This window comes from Acinetobacter sp. Li1LvA2 (genome assembly GCF_056156705.1).
In genome coordinates this window covers 1-18,147 of the sequence record NZ_JBSICF010000014.1, presented here as the reverse complement: position 1 = coordinate 18,147, position 18,147 = coordinate 1, and the positions used below count along the sequence as shown (strand labels likewise).

The following is an 18,147-nucleotide window of genomic DNA, read 5'->3' as shown; positions in this document are numbered from 1 at the left end:
TGTTGATAACTCTGTTTTTATTATATTTATGGATTGTGGATAAGTTTGTGTGATAATTTATCCACAGGTTGTGCAAAAAGTTATACACAAGTGGTTTTGAATTTAAATTTACTCACAAGAGTTTTCTTTTTAGACAAAATCGCTCGAATTCGTCATGACAGATGTGGATAACTTGGTTAGAATGGCGACCCCTTCTCATATGGAAGGGTGAATCTTTAGATTGTTTGAATTTAAAAACGCAAAAATAGGGGATACACATGCTTTGGACAGACTGCTTAACTCGCTTGCGACAAGAGCTCTCTGATAACGTCTTTGCGATGTGGATTCGCCCATTAGTTGCTGAAGAAGTAGAAGGGATACTACGTCTCTATGCTCCTAACCCTTATTGGACGCGTTACATTCAAGAGAATCATTTAGAATTAATTTCTATATTGGCTGAGCAGTTGTCAGAAGGACGTGTACGTCAGGTTGAGATCTTAGTTGATTCTCGTCCTGGGAGTATTTTGTCATCGAGCGAACAACCAGCAACCACTACCGCTGCTTTGCAAACTGCACCACCACAAAGTATTAAAGTAAAAAAAGAGCCTGAGTCTGTTTCTAGCCCACATGCGAATAGTGTCGTCAATCCGAAAACATCAAAAAAGAAACTACTGAATCCTCAGTTTACTTTTTCTTTATTTGTTGAAGGCCGTTCGAACCAGATGGCTGCTGAAACATGTAGAAAAGTATTAACTCAATTAGGTGCCTCACAACATAACCCTTTGTTTTTATACGGTCCTACAGGATTAGGTAAGACACACTTAATGCAAGCAGTTGGTAATGCTTTATTACAAGCCAAACCAAATGCTCGTGTGATGTATATGACTTCTGAGAGTTTTGTTCAGGATTTTGTGAGTTCTTTACAAAAAGGCAAAGTAGAAGAGTTTAAGAAAAACTGTCGTTCTTTAGATTTATTATTGGTCGATGATATTCATCTCTTAGCAGGTAAAGAGGCGAGTCTAGTTGAGTTCTTCTATACATTTAATGCCTTACTTGATGAATCTAAACAAATTATTTTAACTTCAGACCGTTATCCAAAAGAGTTAACAGAGTTAGATCCGCGTTTAGTTTCTCGTTTTTCTTGGGGGCTTTCAGTAGGCGTTGAACCACCAGATATTGAAACTCGTATCGAAATTTTATTAAAGAAAGCCGAAAATAGTGGCGTTGATTTACCTCGAAATTGTGCATTATTTATTGCACAACAAGTGGTTGCTAACGTACGTGAACTTGAAGGGGCACTTAATAAAGTCGTTGCAATTTCTCGTTTTAAAGGTGCGCCAATCGATCTTGATGTTGTGCGTGAGTCTTTAAAAGATGTGTTGGCTATCCGTGCACGAACGATTAGTGTAGAAAATATTCAGCGCGTGGTAAGTGAATATTTCCGTATTCCATTAAAAGAATTAGTAGGGCCCAAACGTACGCGAATTTATGCTCGACCACGTCAGTTAGCAATGGGACTTGCTCGTGAATTGACCGGTGATAGTTTTCCAGAAATTGGAATGGCTTTTGGTGGACGCGACCACAGTACTGTGATGCATGCTTGTGAAAAAGTAACCAGTCTGCGCGGAGAAGATCCAATTTTTGACGAAGATTATAAAAATCTACTGCGTCTACTTCAGAGTTAATGAAATAATAAGACATTGTTGCAAAGTCTACGTAAGTGCAGCATAGTACACAGCTAAAAAATGAAATATTTGCTCCAAGTTGCTAGAGGAATGAATCGTGCGTTTGAAAATCGCTAAAGAAAGTTTACTCAATGTTTTATCGCATGTTGTCGGTGCGGTAGAACGTCGTCATACATTGAATATTCTTTCAAACGTCAAAATTCAGACTAATGCTCAGGCGCTCACCATTACTGGTTCCGATCTAGAGGTCGAATTGGTTGCGAGCACTGTTTTAACAGAAGGGGCATGCCTTGAAGCAGGGGAAACTACAGTCCCTGCCCGTAAATTAATGGAAATTTGTAAATCATTGCCTACAGCTGCATTAATTGATTTACAAATTACTGAAGATCAAAGATGTATCTTAAAATCTGGTAATAGCCGTTTCGTATTAGGAACTTTACCAGCAGAAGATTATCCATTATTGACGACTGAAAATAGTCAAGGTACTCAAGTACAGGTAACTCAACGTGAGTTAAAGCGTTTATTTGAAAAAACTGCTTTTGCGATGGCTGTACAAGATGTACGTTTCTATTTAACAGGTACTTTATTGGAAATTGATGAAAATCAATTACGTGCAGTAACAACAGATGGACACCGTTTAGCACTTTGTGAAATTACGGCTTCTTCTACATCATCTCAATTGGTTCAGGCCATTGTACCTCGTAAAGCTGTTGGTGAATTACAGCGCTTATTGAGTATTGAAGATGAGCAATTAACATTGTTGATTGGTCGTGAGTTGTTAAATGTAACCATCAATACGCCAAGTCGTGACAAAGAGCAGGGTGATATTACTGTTCGTTTTACAACAAAATTGATTGATGGAAAATTCCCTGATTATCGTCGTGTAATTCCACGTGGTGGCGATAAACATGTATTAATTAGCCATGATGTATTTAAGCAATCATTACAACGTGTTGCAATTTTGAGTAATGAGAAATTGCGTGGTGTTTTCTTGAATTTTAATCAAGATTCTTTACAGCTTCGTGCGAATAACCCTGAGCAAGATGAGGCGATTGAAGATTTAGCTATCCAATATCAAAACGTACCGCTTGAAATGTCATTTAATGCGCAATATTTACTTGAAGTATTGGGTGTACTTGATGGCGATGATGTAAACATGAGTATGAGTGAAGCGAATCAGTCTGTTTTGGTTCAAGATCCAGCACATACTGATCAAACTTATGTAGTTATGCCGATGCGTGTATAATCTGGCTATCTAATATGCATCTTACGCGCTTAAACATTGAACGTGTGCGTAATTTAAAAACGGTTGCACTCCACGGGTTGCAACCGTTTAATATATTTTATGGTGCTAATGGTTCAGGGAAAACCTCCATTCTGGAAGCAATTCATTTGCTTGCAACTGGGCGATCGTTCCGCACTCATATTCCTAAAAATTATATTCAGTATGCTGCCGAAGATGCGATTGTCTTTGCACAGTCTAGTACTGAAAAAATTGGCATGCAAAAGTTAGCATCTGGTGAGCAGTTGATGAAGGTCAATGGCGATACCGTAGCTACTCAAGGACAACTTGCTAAATTACTTCCTTTGCAGCATCTTGATCCACAAAGTACCGACATTATTGACCATGGTGCAAAACCACGACGCCAACTTTTAGATTGGCTGATGTTCCACGTGGAACCTGAGTTTTATTTTGCGTGGCAATACTATTCGCGTGCATTAAAACAGCGAAATACGTTACTTAAAACCCGAAGAAATTTGTCGTTGGCTGATTTAGAGCCTTGGAACAAAATGTTGAGTGATTATGGTGAAATTTTGCACTCTCAGCGCTTGGGTATTGTGGAACAATGGAATGTGTTTTTTCAAAATGATTTGAGCCAATTACTCCCTGATCTTGAAATTGAACTGGAATACATTCCAGGTTTTCATACAGAGCAGGGGCTCATGCAAGACCTGCTAAATCAACACCAAAAAGATATCGAAAGACGGTATACCGAATATGGTCCACATCGCGCAGATTTGCGTTTAAAAACCCCGTTTGGACACGCTGATGTGGTTTTATCAAGAGGTCAGAAAAAACTGCTGATTATTGCTTTAAAACTGTCACAAATTGCAATGTTACATGCGAGTAATAAGGAAACTGTGGTATTATTAGATGATCTGACAGCAGAATTAGACTTAACCGCACAACAACGTTTAATTGAACGATTAAGCCAACTTGGTAGCCAGGTTTTTATGACAACTTTAGATCATGCATCGGTAAAAAAACACTTACATGATCTGTCTATTTCATATCAATTATTCAATGTTGAATCCGGTCAAGTTAGTCTTGCTTCACCATAATTTTTTGATGTTAACCATCTTTGAATAAACCTATATTTGCTAGGGAGAAACCATGAGTTCAGAGTCTCAATCAGCCTCTCAAACAGAACAAACCAATGAAAAGGCTTATGATTCCTCTAGTATTAAAGTATTACGTGGATTAGATGCAGTTCGTAAACGTCCGGGTATGTATATTGGGGATACAGACGACGGTACCGGTTTACACCATATGGTATTCGAGGTAGTCGATAACGCGATCGATGAAGCTTTAGCTGGGCATTGTGATGAAATTATCGTCACTATTCATGAAGATGAGTCCGTAAGCGTTTCTGATAATGGCCGTGGTATTCCAACCGATATTCACCCCGAAGAAGGTGTTTCTGCAGCGGAAGTAATTCTTACCATTCTGCACGCAGGTGGTAAGTTTGATGACAACAGCTATAAAGTTTCTGGTGGTTTGCACGGCGTAGGTGTTTCTGTAGTAAACGCACTTTCGCGTAAATTACATTTAATGATTTCTCGCGCTGGTCAAGTGCATGAGCAAGAATATCAACACGGTGATCCACAATATCCATTACGTGTGATTGGTGAAACAGATAAAAGCGGTACAACAGTACGTTTTTGGCCAAGTGCAGAAACTTTTAGCCAAACTATCTTTAACGTAGAAATTTTAGCGCGTCGTTTACGTGAGCTTTCATTCTTAAATGCGGGCGTGCGTATTGTTTTACGTGATGAACGAATTAACCTTGAACATGTGTATGACTACGAAGGTGGCTTATCTGAGTTCGTAAAATACATTAACGAAGGTAAAACTCATCTGAATGAGATTTTCCATTTCACTGCGGATACAGATAACGGCATTGTTGTAGAAGTAGCCTTACAGTGGAACGAAAGTTATCAAGAAAACGTTCGTTGTTTTACCAATAATATTCCTCAAAAAGATGGTGGTACGCATTTAGCAGGTTTCCGTGCAGCGTTGACACGTGGTCTTAACCAATATCTTGAAAATGAAAATATTATCAAGAAAGAAAAAGTCAATGTAACTGGTGACGATGCGCGTGAAGGTTTAACTGCTATTATTTCGGTAAAAGTACCTGATCCGAAATTCTCATCTCAAACCAAAGAAAAACTGGTATCGAGTGAAGTAAAACCAGCAGTTGAGCAAGCAATGAACAAAGAGTTCTCTGCTTACTTACTTGAAAACCCGCAAGCTGCAAAATCGATTGCAGGTAAAATTATTGATGCTGCGCGTGCGCGTGATGCTGCGCGTAAAGCACGTGAAATGACGCGTCGTAAAAGCGCACTTGATATCGCTGGTTTACCAGGTAAATTGGCAGATTGTCAGGAAAAAGATCCAGCACTTTCTGAACTATATCTTGTCGAGGGTGACTCTGCAGGTGGTAGTGCCAAGCAAGGCCGTAACCGTAAAATGCAGGCTATTTTGCCGTTGAAAGGTAAAATCCTGAACGTTGAACGTGCGCGCTTTGACAAAATGATTTCTAGTCAGGAAGTCGGTACTTTAATTACTGCGCTTGGCTGTGGTATTGGTCGTGAAGAATATAATCCTGATAAGCTACGCTATCATAAAATCATTATCATGACCGATGCCGACGTTGATGGTTCGCACATTCGTACCTTGTTATTAACGTTCTTCTTCCGTCAAATGCCAGAATTGGTTGAGCGTGGGCATATTTATATTGCACAGCCACCTTTGTATAAATTGAAAAAAGGTAAGCAGGAACAATACATCAAAGATAATGATGCATTGGAAACTTATTTAATTTCAAATGCGATTGATGAGCTATCTTTGCATACCAATGCTGAAGCACCTGCTATTACAGGTGAAGCACTTGCAAAAGTCATTCAAGACTATCAAGTTTCACAAAAGAGCTTACAGCGCTTAACTTTACGTTATCCAGCTAGCTTATTGGATGCTTTACTTGAAGTAGAAGCGTTCAAGAGCGATCAAAATCATGATCAGGCTTATGTACAACAATGGGCTGATCAAGTAAAAGCTATCATTACAAGATTACAGCCAAGTTTACGCCCAGAAATTACACTAGAGTCATTTGAGCGTGAAAATGCTCAAGGTGAAAAATCTGCGCATTATTGGCCGCGTATTACGGTATATGTTCATAACTTGCCACATGCATATTTGCTTGATGCAGCTTTATTGAATTCAGCTGAGTATGCACGTTTGCTGAAAAACTCGAAGAGCTGGTTCAGTTTGCTTGAAGATGGTGCTTATTTACAAAAAGGTGATCGCCGTATTCAAGTGGCTAACTTCCATCAGGTTTGGCAGCATATTTTGCAAGATTCGCGCCGCGGTATGATGATTCAGCGCTATAAAGGTCTTGGTGAGATGAACGCTGAACAGCTTTGGGAAACGACAATGGATCCTGAAAACCGTAATATGTTGCAGGTAACTATTGATGATGCGATTGAAGCAGATCGTATGTTCTCTTGCTTGATGGGTGATGATGTGGAACCACGTCGTGCATTCATTGAAGAAAATGCTTTAAATGCGGATATTGATGCTTAATTGATAACTCTATTCTAAATCAGTCTAGGGAGAGAAGATGATGGGTCAGAAAATATTAGCTAGTCTGTTAATCTCATGTGTGTTTTTAGGAAGCTCTACTGTTTCGGCGGCAGACCTAGAAACGAATATGAAAACTTTAGCTAAGAGTACTAAAGCATTTGCTGAAGCAAAAGATACTGCTAATGCGAAACAACAGCTTGTTGTAATGCGTGAAGCAGCTGTTTCTTCTAAGCAATATTTACCACATAAACTCGAAGGTTTACCTTTAGGAAATGTACAGGTAAAAGAGTACCAAGCTGGTTTAGATCAGCTTGTTGCCGAGATTGATAAAGTAACTGCTTTGGTTGAGCAAGGACAATTAGATCAAGCCAAAAATGAAGCAATCAATTTAGTCAAAATTCGAAATGAAAATCATAAAAAATTTAGATAATTCTTTTTATGATGATTAAAGAAAAGGCTTTGTTTAATTAAAAACAAAGCCTTTTTTTATAAGAAATGAACTTTTAAACTGCCATTTAGATGGTAGTTTCCATTTATATCAAGAGAATATAATTTTGAAAAAAACACAAAAACTCTTATGCATTGGGATCATGTTTTTTAATTGCTTATTTCAACTACATGCTGCTACAGCCCCAACCTTTTATGGAAAATTAGTATTTCATCGTTATAGTGATTATGACGCATGGGACAGTAAGCTTTATCTTTATAACTTCACAACGCAGCAGACTACATTACTGGGCACAAATTGGAAAATTGACCATATGATGAATGGTCATTTTTCCCCAGATGGAAAATGGTTAACTTTTATGGGGGTTAACTCTGGGCAGCATTATGGCGATGCATGGGATGTGTATGCTTGGAAAGTGGGTAGTAGTGAGTTACCCATTAACTTAACTCAGGGAAATAACAAACGCGATGAAGATCCAAAATTCATAGATAACCAGCGTATTATTTTCAAACAAAATGGCGATTTAAAAATCGTTAAAATGATGGATCGTACGATAACTTCTGTCACTCAAAATGGTTGGGACATAGAAGAATCGATGCCTTATCCGATGGTAAATACTACCCAAATCTTATATGCAAAAGGTGCTGGAAATAATTCTCGAATTTTCAGTATTGATCAGTCGGGTGCCTATGATACACAGCTAACCAATATCGCTTCATACTATCCAATATGGTGGCAAGGAAGTCGCTTCTTATATGTACGCTGGTACAGTCCAACAAATGCTCATGATCAGATCTATCTCTATGACATGGCTAATAAACAAACCACACGTTTGCCATTTAACAGCATTAATTATGATACTTCTGATCCAGCGCCTTTAGATCAGCGTTACATGGTGGTGTCACTTGCAGGGCAAACAGGTAGTCGAGGCGGTTATGATCTATATATCGCAGATAGCCAATCAAGCAATGTTTGGCCTTTACCTGTAAATAGCAATTTAAATGAATTAGGGGCTTTTTATACCCCTTATTAATTAATAAAAAAGCCGATTAAGAAATCGGCTTTTTTATTTTAGAAAACAGATTAATCAAAAGAAGCGTCCATTTCTTCTAACTCCATCATGAGTTCTAAAAGCTGCTCTTCGTGTTGCTCAAGTTTAGCCTTCAGCTCAGTCTGTTCATTCATAAGTTTGAGTAAATCGTCTTTACGTGCAGCCTCATATATAGATGTGTCTGCTAGAGATTCTTCAATTTTGGCAAGCTGCGGTTGAAGCTTCTCAATTTGAGACTCAACTTTTTCAATGTTTTTACGAATAGGTCGAGTCTGTTCACGACGGCGAGCTGCTTCTTTACGCTGTGCTTCTTTATCGACTTTAGCTGGGGCAGCAGTGGTAGAGGATGAATTATTCTGCGCCACAGCAGTTTGAGCATTAATGAGTTGCTGACGTGCTTCACGTAGCCATTTTGCATAATCCTGTAAATCACCTTCGAATTCGGTACATTTACCGCCGTGTACCAAAAGAAGCTCGTCACAAACACTTGCAATAAGTTGACGTTCGTGGGAAACCAATACGACAGCACCTTCAAAGTCTTGTAATGCCATGCTTAGTGCATGACGCATATCTAGATCTAAATGGTTCGTCGGTTCATCGAGAATTAAAACGTTTGGACGCTGCCATACAATGAGTGCGAGGGCTAAACGAGCGCGCTCTCCACCAGAAAAGGTTTCACATGGCGTATCCATGCGTTCACCACTAAAGCCAAAACTACCTAAGAAAGAACGTAGGGTGGCTTCACTAATTTTTTTATCTGCTATACGAGCAAGCTGTAACATTGGAGTAGCATGGCCATCTAAAGCATCCATTTGGTGCTGCGCAAAGTAACCAATGTTAAGCAGTTCGGAAGCTTTACGTTCACCCGCTAAGAGAGGTAAATCACCAACCAAGCTCTTAATCAATGTTGACTTACCTGCGCCGTTCATACCAAGTAAACCAATACGTGAGGTTGGTGTAATTTGTAATCTGATTTTTTCGGCTATTTGTTTATCTCCATAACCAATACTGGCATTGTCTAAAGTCAGCAAAGGAGAACTCATTTTGGTGGGTTCACGGAAACTAAACGTAAACGGCGTATCTACATGAGCGGGTGCAAGTTGCTGCATGCGCTCAAGTTGTTTAATACGACTCTGCGCCTGACGAGCTTTAGTCGCTTTTGCTTTAAAACGGTCAATAAACTTTTGTAGATGAGCACGTGTTTCTTCTTGTTTCTCAAAAGCTTGTTGTTGTTGGGCAAGACGTTCACTACGCGTAGTTTCAAATGTAGAGTAGTTTCCGGTGTAAAGCGTGAGTTCTTGATTTTCAATATGAAGAATATGATCTGTAATCGCATCTAAAAAGTCACGGTCATGCGAAATGAGGATGAGTGTACCTTCATAGGCTTTAAGCCAATCTTCTAACCACAGAATTGCATCCAAGTCTAAATGGTTGGTTGGTTCGTCTAGTAATAATAAATCTGAACGACTCATAAGGGTACGCGCTAAATTTAAGCGCATACGCCATCCACCTGAGAAACTCTCAACATTCAAACGTAATTGATTTTCTAGAAACCCAAGACCAGCCATGAGTTGGGCTGCTTTAGATGGTGCTGAATAACCATGAATTTCATCAAAGCGGCCATGCAATTTAGCCAATTCAAAATCAGTCAGTTGATCTGGTTGAGCAAGCTTATTTTGAATATCCCAAAATTCTTCATCACCTGAAAGAACAAAATCAATTGCAGGCATATCTAAGGCTTTTATTTCTTGAGCCATATGCGCTACGGTCCAGCCTGTAGGACGAGTAAGTGAACCTTCATCGGCACCTAAACTTCCAAGTAATGCAGCAAATAATGTCGACTTACCTGCACCATTTACCCCAGTTAGACCAATCTTCCAACCTGGGTGTAATTGCATAGACGCTTTTTGAAATAGAACACGTCCACCGCGGCGTAAAGAAACTTGGTCAAATTGAATCATCTTATTGTATCGAGGTGAGTTAGGGATGCTGTATTTTAAAGAGAACTGCCGATGAAAACAAAACTTTCCGGATTTTAGTGAGCGGCTGTTAATAATTACATATATCAAGACATTCTAAATTTCGCTATTCATCCGAAATTATCAAAATATTGAATAAGATAGAACACATTTAAAAAAATATGGCTAAAATAAAAACAGTTTAAAATTTGGTTGATTAATGAGCTACTAATAAAACTAGACTAAGGAAAGTCAAATGAAAAAAAGATTGGGGATAATTGGCGCAGTATTTTGCTGTGCTATGGGAACAGCACATGCTGGACAAAATGTGTGTGTGTTTGATTTATTAGGAAAGTCAGGTGAATCCTATAAACTGATGGAAGAATGGGCGCTTGCAGCTAAAGAGTGGCAAGCAGATATCACTTTAATTCCATTTCAAGATGAAGCTTTGGTTGACCGTAGGTTGCGTGAAGGCAAGTGTGATGCCGCTTATATGACTTCCATGCGGGCGAGAAATTACAATAAATTTGCAGGTTCGATTGATGCAATTGGTGGAGTAACCAGTAATGCTATTGCGCAAAAAGCTATTAGCTACGTTTTAGATAAACGCAATAAACATCGTATGGTAACTGCACAAAATGGAGCCAATTACGAAGTCGTCGGGATTGTTCAGATTGGATTGGCTTATTTATTTGTAAGAGATAAAAACCTGAATTCAATTGAAAAAGTACGCGGTACTAAATTTGCTATTTTGCAATATGACGCAGCACAGAAGATTATGGTGGAAAGTGTAGGTGCCCAGCCTATTCCATCAGAAATTACCGATTTTGTGAAAAAGTTTAATAGTGGACAAGTCGATGCAATTGCTGCACCAGCTTATGCTTATAAACCTTTAGAGATTGGTAAAGGGGTAGGAGGGAAAGGGGCAATGTTTACTTTCCCTGTGGTTAACGTTACGGGAGATTTAGTTGCTCGAAGTGATAAGTTCCCTACAGATTTCGGTATAAAGTCACGTGCTTGGTTTCTACAGCAATTACCTCAGAACTTTGCCATGATAAAACGGCTAGAAGTGGGCGTACCATCAAAAATTAAAATGAATTTTTCAGCTGAAGACAAAATTAAATATCAAAAAATTTTACGTGAAGGTCGCCTCAGCTTAACAAAGCAGGGGGTATACGATGCAACAATGATGAGTGTGCTGAAGCGTGCTCGTTGTACGGTTGAAAGAACTAATTTTGAATGTACCCTTAATGGGGAATAGTTTATTTTTTAAACACAAAAACGCTACATATATTTCAAAGCTGAATATGGGTATGAAAATTGTGAATATAAAAAGTAACTTACGGAAACTTAGTGATTTTTACCACTAATAAATAATTTAAATTGAACAAACAATGGTTCAATAAGATAAAAATATTTGAGTAAAAGCTCTATTTTTTTCTAAAAAACATGATTAATATCTGTCTTTGAAAGGAAACTTCAAACAAAAAATCTGTTCCGTGGAAGGATGAAGAAAATGAAAAAAATCGTACTTGCTATGGCTGCCGCTTCTGTTGTTGGTTTTTCTGCTTCAGCGCAAGCAGCGAGTACCGTATGTGTATTCGACCTCTTAGGAAAAGCAGGCGACTCATATAAAATGATGGAAGAATGGGCTCTAGCTGCAAAAGGCTGGGGTACTGAAATTAACTTAGTTCCTCGTCAGGACGAGGCTGTTGCTGATAATGATTTTAAAGCCGGCAAATGTGATGCTGTAGCAATGACAGCAATGCGTGCACGCCAATATAACAAATTCGCAGGATCTATCGACTCACTCGGTGGTGTTCCAAATAACCAAATCGCTCAACGTGCAATTACTTATGTATTAGATGCACGTAATGCAGCAAAAATGACCACTAATATGGGTGGTAAAAAATATGAAGTTGCTGGTATTTCTCCGCTAGGTTCAGCATTCATTTTCGTACGTGACAAAAACATCAACTCTGTTGAAAAAGCTGCGGGTAAAAAATTCGCCGTACTGGGCTATGACGATGCACAAAAAATTATGGTGCAACGTGTAGGTGCTCAAGCGGTTCTTTCTGATATTTCAAACTTTGCCGCTAAATTTAACAATGGTCAGGTAGATATGGTAGGTGCACCTGCTTATGCTTACAAACCATTAGAGTTAAATAAAGGTTTAGGTGCAAACGGTGTAATGTGGAACTTCCCTGTATTACACGTTACAGCAGATCTAGTATTACGTTCTGATAAATTCCCAGCTGGTTTTGGTCAAAAATCTCGTGACTGGTTCGTTAAACAGTTGCCTAAGAACTTTGCAATGATCAACCGTTTAGAAGCGCAAATTCCTGGCAAATACAAAATGAACTTAAGTGCAGAAGATAAACTTAAGTATCAAAAAATGTTGCGTGATGGCCGTATGGACTTAACTAAACGCGGTGTTTACGATGCAGGAATGATGTCTGTATTGAAAAAAGCACGTTGTTCTGTAGACAAGGCTAACTTTGAATGTTCAATGCCTGGTGAATAATTCTAATTTCTCTCAGAAAGCCTAGACTGAGTTCTAGGCTTTTTGTTTTATATGTGCTGTCAATTCTGCCATTGTGGTTAGTTAGAAAGACGTTAAGCTAAATTTAGATAAAAACTTCATAAGGAAACATGAAGGTATAAAAATGGATCAAGGACTTGAGTGATTAAAATAATTGCTAATAGATAGGTCAATCGCCATCTATTTTTCATGAAAATAAAATCATAAAAGCAAATAGGGTCTATACAAATATTCCATCATGATTTTTATATGAGGCCTATCCGATTCATACCATTTTGGTGTGAAATTTCTTGGTATCGAAAAACAAAAACTCCACAAGGAAAGGAAAAAGAATATGCAATTTTCCAAAATGCTATTACTTGCGATGGGACTTACCACAGTTTCTTTTGCAGCTCAGGCTAAACAAACAGTATGTGTTTTTGACTTCGTTGGTAAAAATGGCGATGTCTATGCGCTGATGAAGGATTATCAACTTGCCGCGAAAAACTGGGGAGCTGATATCGAACTTAAAGTAAACCAAAATGAAGCCGTGATTGCTGAAGATTTTAAAGCAGGCAAATGTGATGGTATTAGTGTGTCAGGGATGCGTGGTCGTCAATTTAACACATTTACTGGGTCACTAGATGCAATTGGGGCCATTCCTGACCTCAAGCTTGCTGTAAAAATCATGCAAGGTTTAGCGAGTCCGACTTTTAGTAAATATATGGTTAATGGTCGCTATGAGGTTGTAGGTGTTATTCCGGTTGGTGATGCGTATCTTTTAGTAAATGACCGCAGCATCAATACAGTAGCGAAAGCCGCAGGTAAAAAAATTGCTGTTCTTGACTATGATGAAGCTCAAAAAATTATGGTTCAGCAGGTAGGCGCGCAGGCAGTTAGTGCTGACGTCACAAATTTCGGTGCTAAATTTAATAACCATCAAGTTGATATTATTGGTGCGCCAGCAGCAGCCTTTAAACCTTTGGAACTACAAAAAGGTTTAGGAACAAAAGGGGCGATTGTGAACTATCCGATTTTGCAGGTGACAGGAAATATTATTATCCGTCCTGATAAGTTCCCAGCTGGTTTTGGTCAGAAATCTAGAGAGTGGGTTTCAGGTCAGCTACCACGTGCCTTTACCATCTTGGGTAAAATGAAAGCTGATATTCCTCAAAAATACTGGATGGATGTTCCTGCTGCCGATAAACCCGGTTACCAAAAGCTGATGCGTGAGTCACGAATTAGCCTTACACAACGTGGTGTGTACGATAAACGTATGATGAAACTTCTTTGGCAATTCCGTTGTAAACAAGATGCTAAAAACTTCGAATGTGGTTTACAAGACGAGAATTACAAATAATCTTGATAAAAATACTCAAGATTCGCTTTAAACTTCGAAGACAGACCCTATATTGATTATGCTATACTCAATATAGGGTCTTTTTTATTTTGAAAGGCACAGCAAAATCCGAGGAACAATCATCATGAATGCCCAAGCTCTAGTTTTGACAGATAATGCTGCCAATAAGGTACGCCAACTCCGTGATAGTGAAGGGAATGACGATCTCATGTTACGTGTTTATGTAACAGGAGGCGGGTGTTCAGGGTTTTCGTATGGCTTCAATTTTGCTGAAAGCGTAAATGAAGATGATGCAGAATTCGTAAATGGCGATGTAAAAATGCTTGTTGACTCGCTCAGCTATCAATATTTAATTGGCTCAGTGGTTGACTATGTAGAAGGCCTTGAAGGGTCACGTTTTATTATCCAAAACCCGAATGCGACAACAACATGTGGTTGTGGTTCTTCGTTCTCGATTTAAAAAGAATTTTAAAATAAAAAAACCTCTCTATTTTGAGAGGTTTTTTTATTGGTCAAATCATTATTTTTCACTGATAGATTCTAAAAAGTATTGCACTAGTTCAGGTGCATTCTGATATGGAATCCAATGTGATGCATCCATAAAAACTGCCTCATAACTATTTTTAAAATAATGTGAGTTTAGCTCGGCACTTTTTTCTGTAACTGCAATATCATGTTTGCCCCAAATAAAAAGAGTAGGGACATCTATGGCTTTAAACGGATTTTGAGGCTTGTCCCAAAAAAAACCACGATACCAATTCAACGCCGTAGTTAATCTATTTTCTTCTATAAACTCAGCCTCGAATATTGCAATTTGCTCTTCGGTCATGCCTGATGACTTAAGAAACTTACGGCCCAATTTTGGTATCTTTTTAAATAAAAGTTCGGGCAGAACTGGTAGCTGAAAAATTGCAAAATAATAAGATTTAAAAATTTGTCTGCTGCTTAAACAAGCTTTTAAAAAAGCAGCTTGATGGGGTACAGAAACTAAAGTGAGATGCTGAATATATTGTGGATACTTCATCGCAACGCCCGAGGCAATTGCCGAGCCCCAGTCATGCCCAATTAAATAAACTGGCTGGCCAAGCTGCTCAATTAAACTTGCCACATCTTCTACAAGTTCACTCAGTGAATATTGAAATCGGCTTTGAGGTCTAGCATTTAAACTATAACCACGTTGATGAATCGCAAGTGTTCTAAATTGATGCGGATGCAATAATTCAGAGGTTTGCTCCCAACTATGAGCAGTTTCTGGAAAACCATGCAATAAAACAACGAGTGGACCATCTATAGGGCCTGAATCAATTACATCGAATGTCCAAGCCCCACGTGTGTATTGAGAAATACGTTTGGTCAGATCCATACAAACATGCCTTAAATTATTTTTGTTGGCATTTATCATGAGTTTTTATACTCATTTAAATAACAGCATTTCGGGTCATTAAATGTGTTATGAGGTCGAATCTGATCAATTAATAAGTAGTTTTTATACAACTGTGATTGTACCTAGAATTCTGAAATCCGAAGCACCTGTTACCGCGGGCAAATTACCACTTAAACCATTTACAAAACGCATTGCTAACCATGCAAATGCGGTAGCCTCAACCCAAGTAGGGGAGAGCCCTAAAACATCTGTAGGTTGAACAGACCAATTGTGCTTACGAAGACGCCAGCGTAATTGTTCTAATAAATAAGAGTTATAAGCACCACCACCACATACATATACTTCACCTGTTTCCATCTCAGAACGATAAATCGCTTTTTGAATGGCACGCACAGTAAGCTTTAATAAGGTGGCTTGGATGTTTTCAGGTGTATCTTCTAACTCATCGTAAGTTAAATCATTTCGCCAATCGATTAACTGATCATCTAACCAGTCAATATTAAAGTCTTCACGTCCTGTGCTTTTAGGTGGTTCTTTAGAAAAATATTCATGGGCGTGAAGGCGGTCGAGTAAAGAGCGAATAGGATGACCATAGGCAGCCCAGTCACCATTTTCATCATATGGATGACCTGTATGGCGATGACACCAAGCATCCATCAAAATATTTGCAGGACCTGTATCAAAACCAAATACGCCGTCAGCATTATTGGCAGGCAACATACTCACATTGGCAATACCACCCAAATTCAAAATCACACGATGAATACTTGGATGTTGAAATAGTGCTTGATGGAAAGCTGGAACCAATGGTGCGCCTTGACCGCCTGCTGCCATATCTCTACGACGGAAATCTGAAACAACCGGAATCTGAGTGATTTCAGTAATGATATTGGGATCACCAATTTGTAAAGTAAAACCATGTTCTGGACGATGACGAATGGTTTGTCCATGCGATCCAATCGCTTTAATTTGACTACGATCTAACTGGTTTTTTTCAATGAGAGTATTAATGCCATGACCAATCATTTTGGCTAAAGCAACATCAGCTTTACCCATGCGGTCAATTTCATTGTCATCAGGCAAAGTCAACGCCATAAGCTCATCACGTAACTCGGGTTCAAATGGAACTGTAAGAGTGGCATGAAGCTGTAGTGGCTCAAATGAAGCCGCAACAATATCCACACCATCCATACTAGTGCCAGTCATTACGCCGATATAGATTGCGCTCATATGCAACTTCCCCTGCAAGACGCTGAAAAAATGTTAGTATATCGCACAAATTGAATAACTGATGTGTTTAGGTTTTGTGATGTCAAATTTCTTGCCCGCCGAAGAACAGCTTGCCCTCATCCAACGAGGCACGCACGAAATTATTTCAGAAGAAGATTTACTGAAAAAGCTCAAAGAGAATCGTCCTCTTAAAATTAAAGCTGGTTTCGACCCTACAGCACCAGATTTACATTTAGGACATACGGTTCTTATTAATAAATTAAAAACTTTCCAAGATTTGGGTCATGAAGTTACCTTCTTAATTGGTGACTATACAGCGATGATCGGTGACCCAACTGGTAAAAGTGCAACTCGTCCGCCGTTGTCACGTGAACAAGTGGAAGCCAACGCTAAAACTTATCAAGAACAAGTTTTCAAAATATTAGACCCGAATAAAACAAAAGTACGTTTTAACTCAGAATGGTTTAATCAAAAATCTGCTGCTGACCTTATTCAGCTAGCAAGTCAGCAAACCGTATCCCGCATGTTAGAGCGTGATGACTTTACAAAGCGTTATAGCAACCATCAGCCGATTGCAATTCATGAGTTTTTATATCCTCTAGTTCAAGGTTATGACTCAATTGCGCTTGAAGCTGACGTTGAGTTAGGCGGTACAGACCAGACCTTTAACTTACTCATGGGTCGTACATTACAAAGCCGTTATGGCCAAGAATCCCAAGTGTGTATCACTGTGCCGATTCTAGAAGGTTTAGATGGCGTAAATAAAATGTCTAAATCTTTAGGTAACTATATTGGTGTATTTGATACACCAGGGGCAATGTACCAAAAAGTTTTATCAATGCCAGACTCTTTAATTGAACGCTATTTCGATTTATTAAGTTTTAAATCTCTAGATGAGATCAAAGCTTTATTAGAAGAAATTGCTGCTGGTCGTAATCCACAAGAAGTAAAGCGTATTCTTGCACTTGAGCTAGTTGAGCGCTTCCATGATGCAGAAGCTGCCGCTAATGCACATAAAAGTGCTGGCAACCTTATTACAGAAGGTGAAGTACCAGAAGACACCCCAGAGGTGACTATTTCGCGTGGTGAGTTTGGTGGAGAAATCTTTATTGCCACGATTCTACGTGTAGCTGGATTAAATCCGAATGCTGCAGCTGCAAAAGATGCAGTAGCTCGTGGTGCAGTAAAAGTTGACTGGAATGCTGTTGATGCTGGTTTCTCTGTAAAAGAAAACGGTACTTTCATTATTCAGTCAGGTAAAAAAGCAATTGCACGTGTAACGTTCACTGACTAAGAATATTCTGTAGTGATAAAAAGCAGGAGTAATCCTGCTTTTTTTATTTAAGAATCAAAAAACAATTCAACGTTCCACGTGGAACAATTTATAGATCAGTAATAATGAAAAGTAATCAAAGTAAATAACAAGATAGAGCGAAATATAGCTTGAGAGTAGAGCATTTGCTCTAATATTCCCTTGGAATCGAAAATGCTATATATGCCTATAACAACTATAAGAAAGAAGACATCAAAAATCTGAGATGAACTGTATTTTTCTAAAATAAAATTAATAAAAGTGGTGAAAATGCCTAAAAAAAAGCCATATATATCACTTTTTTCGCAAAATAGTAGAAAAAAACGGCACTCAATAGAAAAAGGCTGAAATACCC

14 protein-coding genes and 1 pseudogene are annotated in these 18,147 nt (G+C 38.7%); 11 read left to right on the top strand and 4 right to left on the bottom strand.

Features of this window, described 5'->3' with window-relative positions:
• The first annotated feature begins 257 nt into the window (after positions 1-257).
• The 6 genes from dnaA (at position 258) to ACS604_RS18325 (ending at position 8,009) form a co-directional block, all read left to right on the top strand.
• Positions 258-1,664, top strand: a complete 1,407-nt coding sequence (gene dnaA, locus ACS604_RS18350) for a chromosomal replication initiator protein DnaA (RefSeq protein WP_005308372.1) — start codon at positions 258-260, stop codon at positions 1,662-1,664.
• Positions 1,665-1,761: 97 nt separating this feature from the next.
• Entirely contained in the window at positions 1,762-2,910 is a 1,149-nt protein-coding gene (gene dnaN / locus ACS604_RS18345; RefSeq protein ID WP_005308370.1) for a DNA polymerase III subunit beta, read from the top strand.
• 14 nt (positions 2,911-2,924) lie between these two features.
• Positions 2,925-4,007, top strand: coding sequence for a DNA replication/repair protein RecF (gene recF, locus ACS604_RS18340; protein ID WP_474772525.1), 1,083 nt, complete (start codon positions 2,925-2,927; stop codon positions 4,005-4,007).
• 52 nt (positions 4,008-4,059) lie between these two features.
• Positions 4,060-6,528 (top strand): DNA topoisomerase (ATP-hydrolyzing) subunit B, encoded by a 2,469-nt coding sequence (gene gyrB / locus ACS604_RS18335; RefSeq protein WP_004795574.1) that lies wholly within the window; start codon positions 4,060-4,062, stop codon positions 6,526-6,528.
• Between the two features lie 37 nt (positions 6,529-6,565).
• Positions 6,566-6,958 (top strand): cytochrome b562, encoded by a 393-nt coding sequence (cybC, locus tag ACS604_RS18330; RefSeq protein ID WP_474772523.1) that lies wholly within the window; start codon positions 6,566-6,568, stop codon positions 6,956-6,958.
• A gap of 124 nt (positions 6,959-7,082) precedes the next feature.
• Positions 7,083-8,009 carry a TolB-like translocation protein gene (locus ACS604_RS18325; RefSeq protein WP_144735806.1) on the top strand — a complete coding sequence of 309 codons (927 nt, stop codon included), beginning with the start codon at positions 7,083-7,085 and terminating at the stop codon, positions 8,007-8,009.
• Positions 8,010-8,059: 50 nt separating this feature from the next.
• Here the strand turns inward: ACS604_RS18325 and ACS604_RS18320 are convergent, their stop codons facing one another.
• Positions 8,060-9,988 carry an ATP-binding cassette domain-containing protein gene (locus ACS604_RS18320; RefSeq protein ID WP_474772521.1) on the bottom strand — a complete coding sequence of 643 codons (1,929 nt, stop codon included), beginning with the start codon at positions 9,986-9,988 and terminating at the stop codon, positions 8,060-8,062.
• 253 nt (positions 9,989-10,241) lie between these two features.
• Between ACS604_RS18320 and ACS604_RS18315 the strand changes: the two genes are divergently transcribed.
• From ACS604_RS18315 to erpA, 4 genes are all read left to right on the top strand, one after another.
• Entirely contained in the window at positions 10,242-11,246 is a 1,005-nt protein-coding gene (locus ACS604_RS18315; protein WP_174730980.1) for a putative solute-binding protein, read from the top strand.
• Between the two features lie 255 nt (positions 11,247-11,501).
• Entirely contained in the window at positions 11,502-12,509 is a 1,008-nt protein-coding gene (locus tag ACS604_RS18310; RefSeq protein ID WP_003656045.1) for a putative solute-binding protein, read from the top strand.
• A gap of 352 nt (positions 12,510-12,861) precedes the next feature.
• Complete coding sequence (locus ACS604_RS18305) at positions 12,862-13,866, top strand: putative solute-binding protein (RefSeq protein ID WP_474772519.1); 1,005 nt, start codon at positions 12,862-12,864, stop codon at positions 13,864-13,866.
• A gap of 124 nt (positions 13,867-13,990) precedes the next feature.
• The gene (erpA, locus tag ACS604_RS18300) at positions 13,991-14,326 is read left to right on the top strand and encodes an iron-sulfur cluster insertion protein ErpA (protein WP_003656048.1); all 336 of its coding nucleotides are present in this window, start codon (positions 13,991-13,993) and stop codon (positions 14,324-14,326) included.
• Between the two features lie 60 nt (positions 14,327-14,386).
• On the opposite strand, the gene ACS604_RS18295 is transcribed toward erpA, so the two are convergent.
• Positions 14,387-15,229, bottom strand: coding sequence for an alpha/beta fold hydrolase (locus tag ACS604_RS18295; protein ID WP_474772517.1), 843 nt, complete (start codon positions 15,227-15,229; stop codon positions 14,387-14,389).
• 123 nt (positions 15,230-15,352) lie between these two features.
• Entirely contained in the window at positions 15,353-16,480 is a 1,128-nt protein-coding gene (locus ACS604_RS18290; RefSeq protein WP_004795587.1) for an anhydro-N-acetylmuramic acid kinase, read from the bottom strand.
• 61 nt (positions 16,481-16,541) lie between these two features.
• On the opposite strand from ACS604_RS18290, the gene tyrS reads away from it, so the two are divergent.
• Complete coding sequence (gene tyrS, locus ACS604_RS18285) at positions 16,542-17,774, top strand: tyrosine--tRNA ligase (protein ID WP_013196511.1); 1,233 nt, start codon at positions 16,542-16,544, stop codon at positions 17,772-17,774.
• A 95-nt stretch (positions 17,775-17,869) separates the two neighbouring features.
• Here tyrS and ACS604_RS18280 read toward each other — a convergent pair.
• Positions 17,870-18,147, bottom strand: a pseudogene (locus tag ACS604_RS18280) (hypothetical protein); the annotation flags it as partial.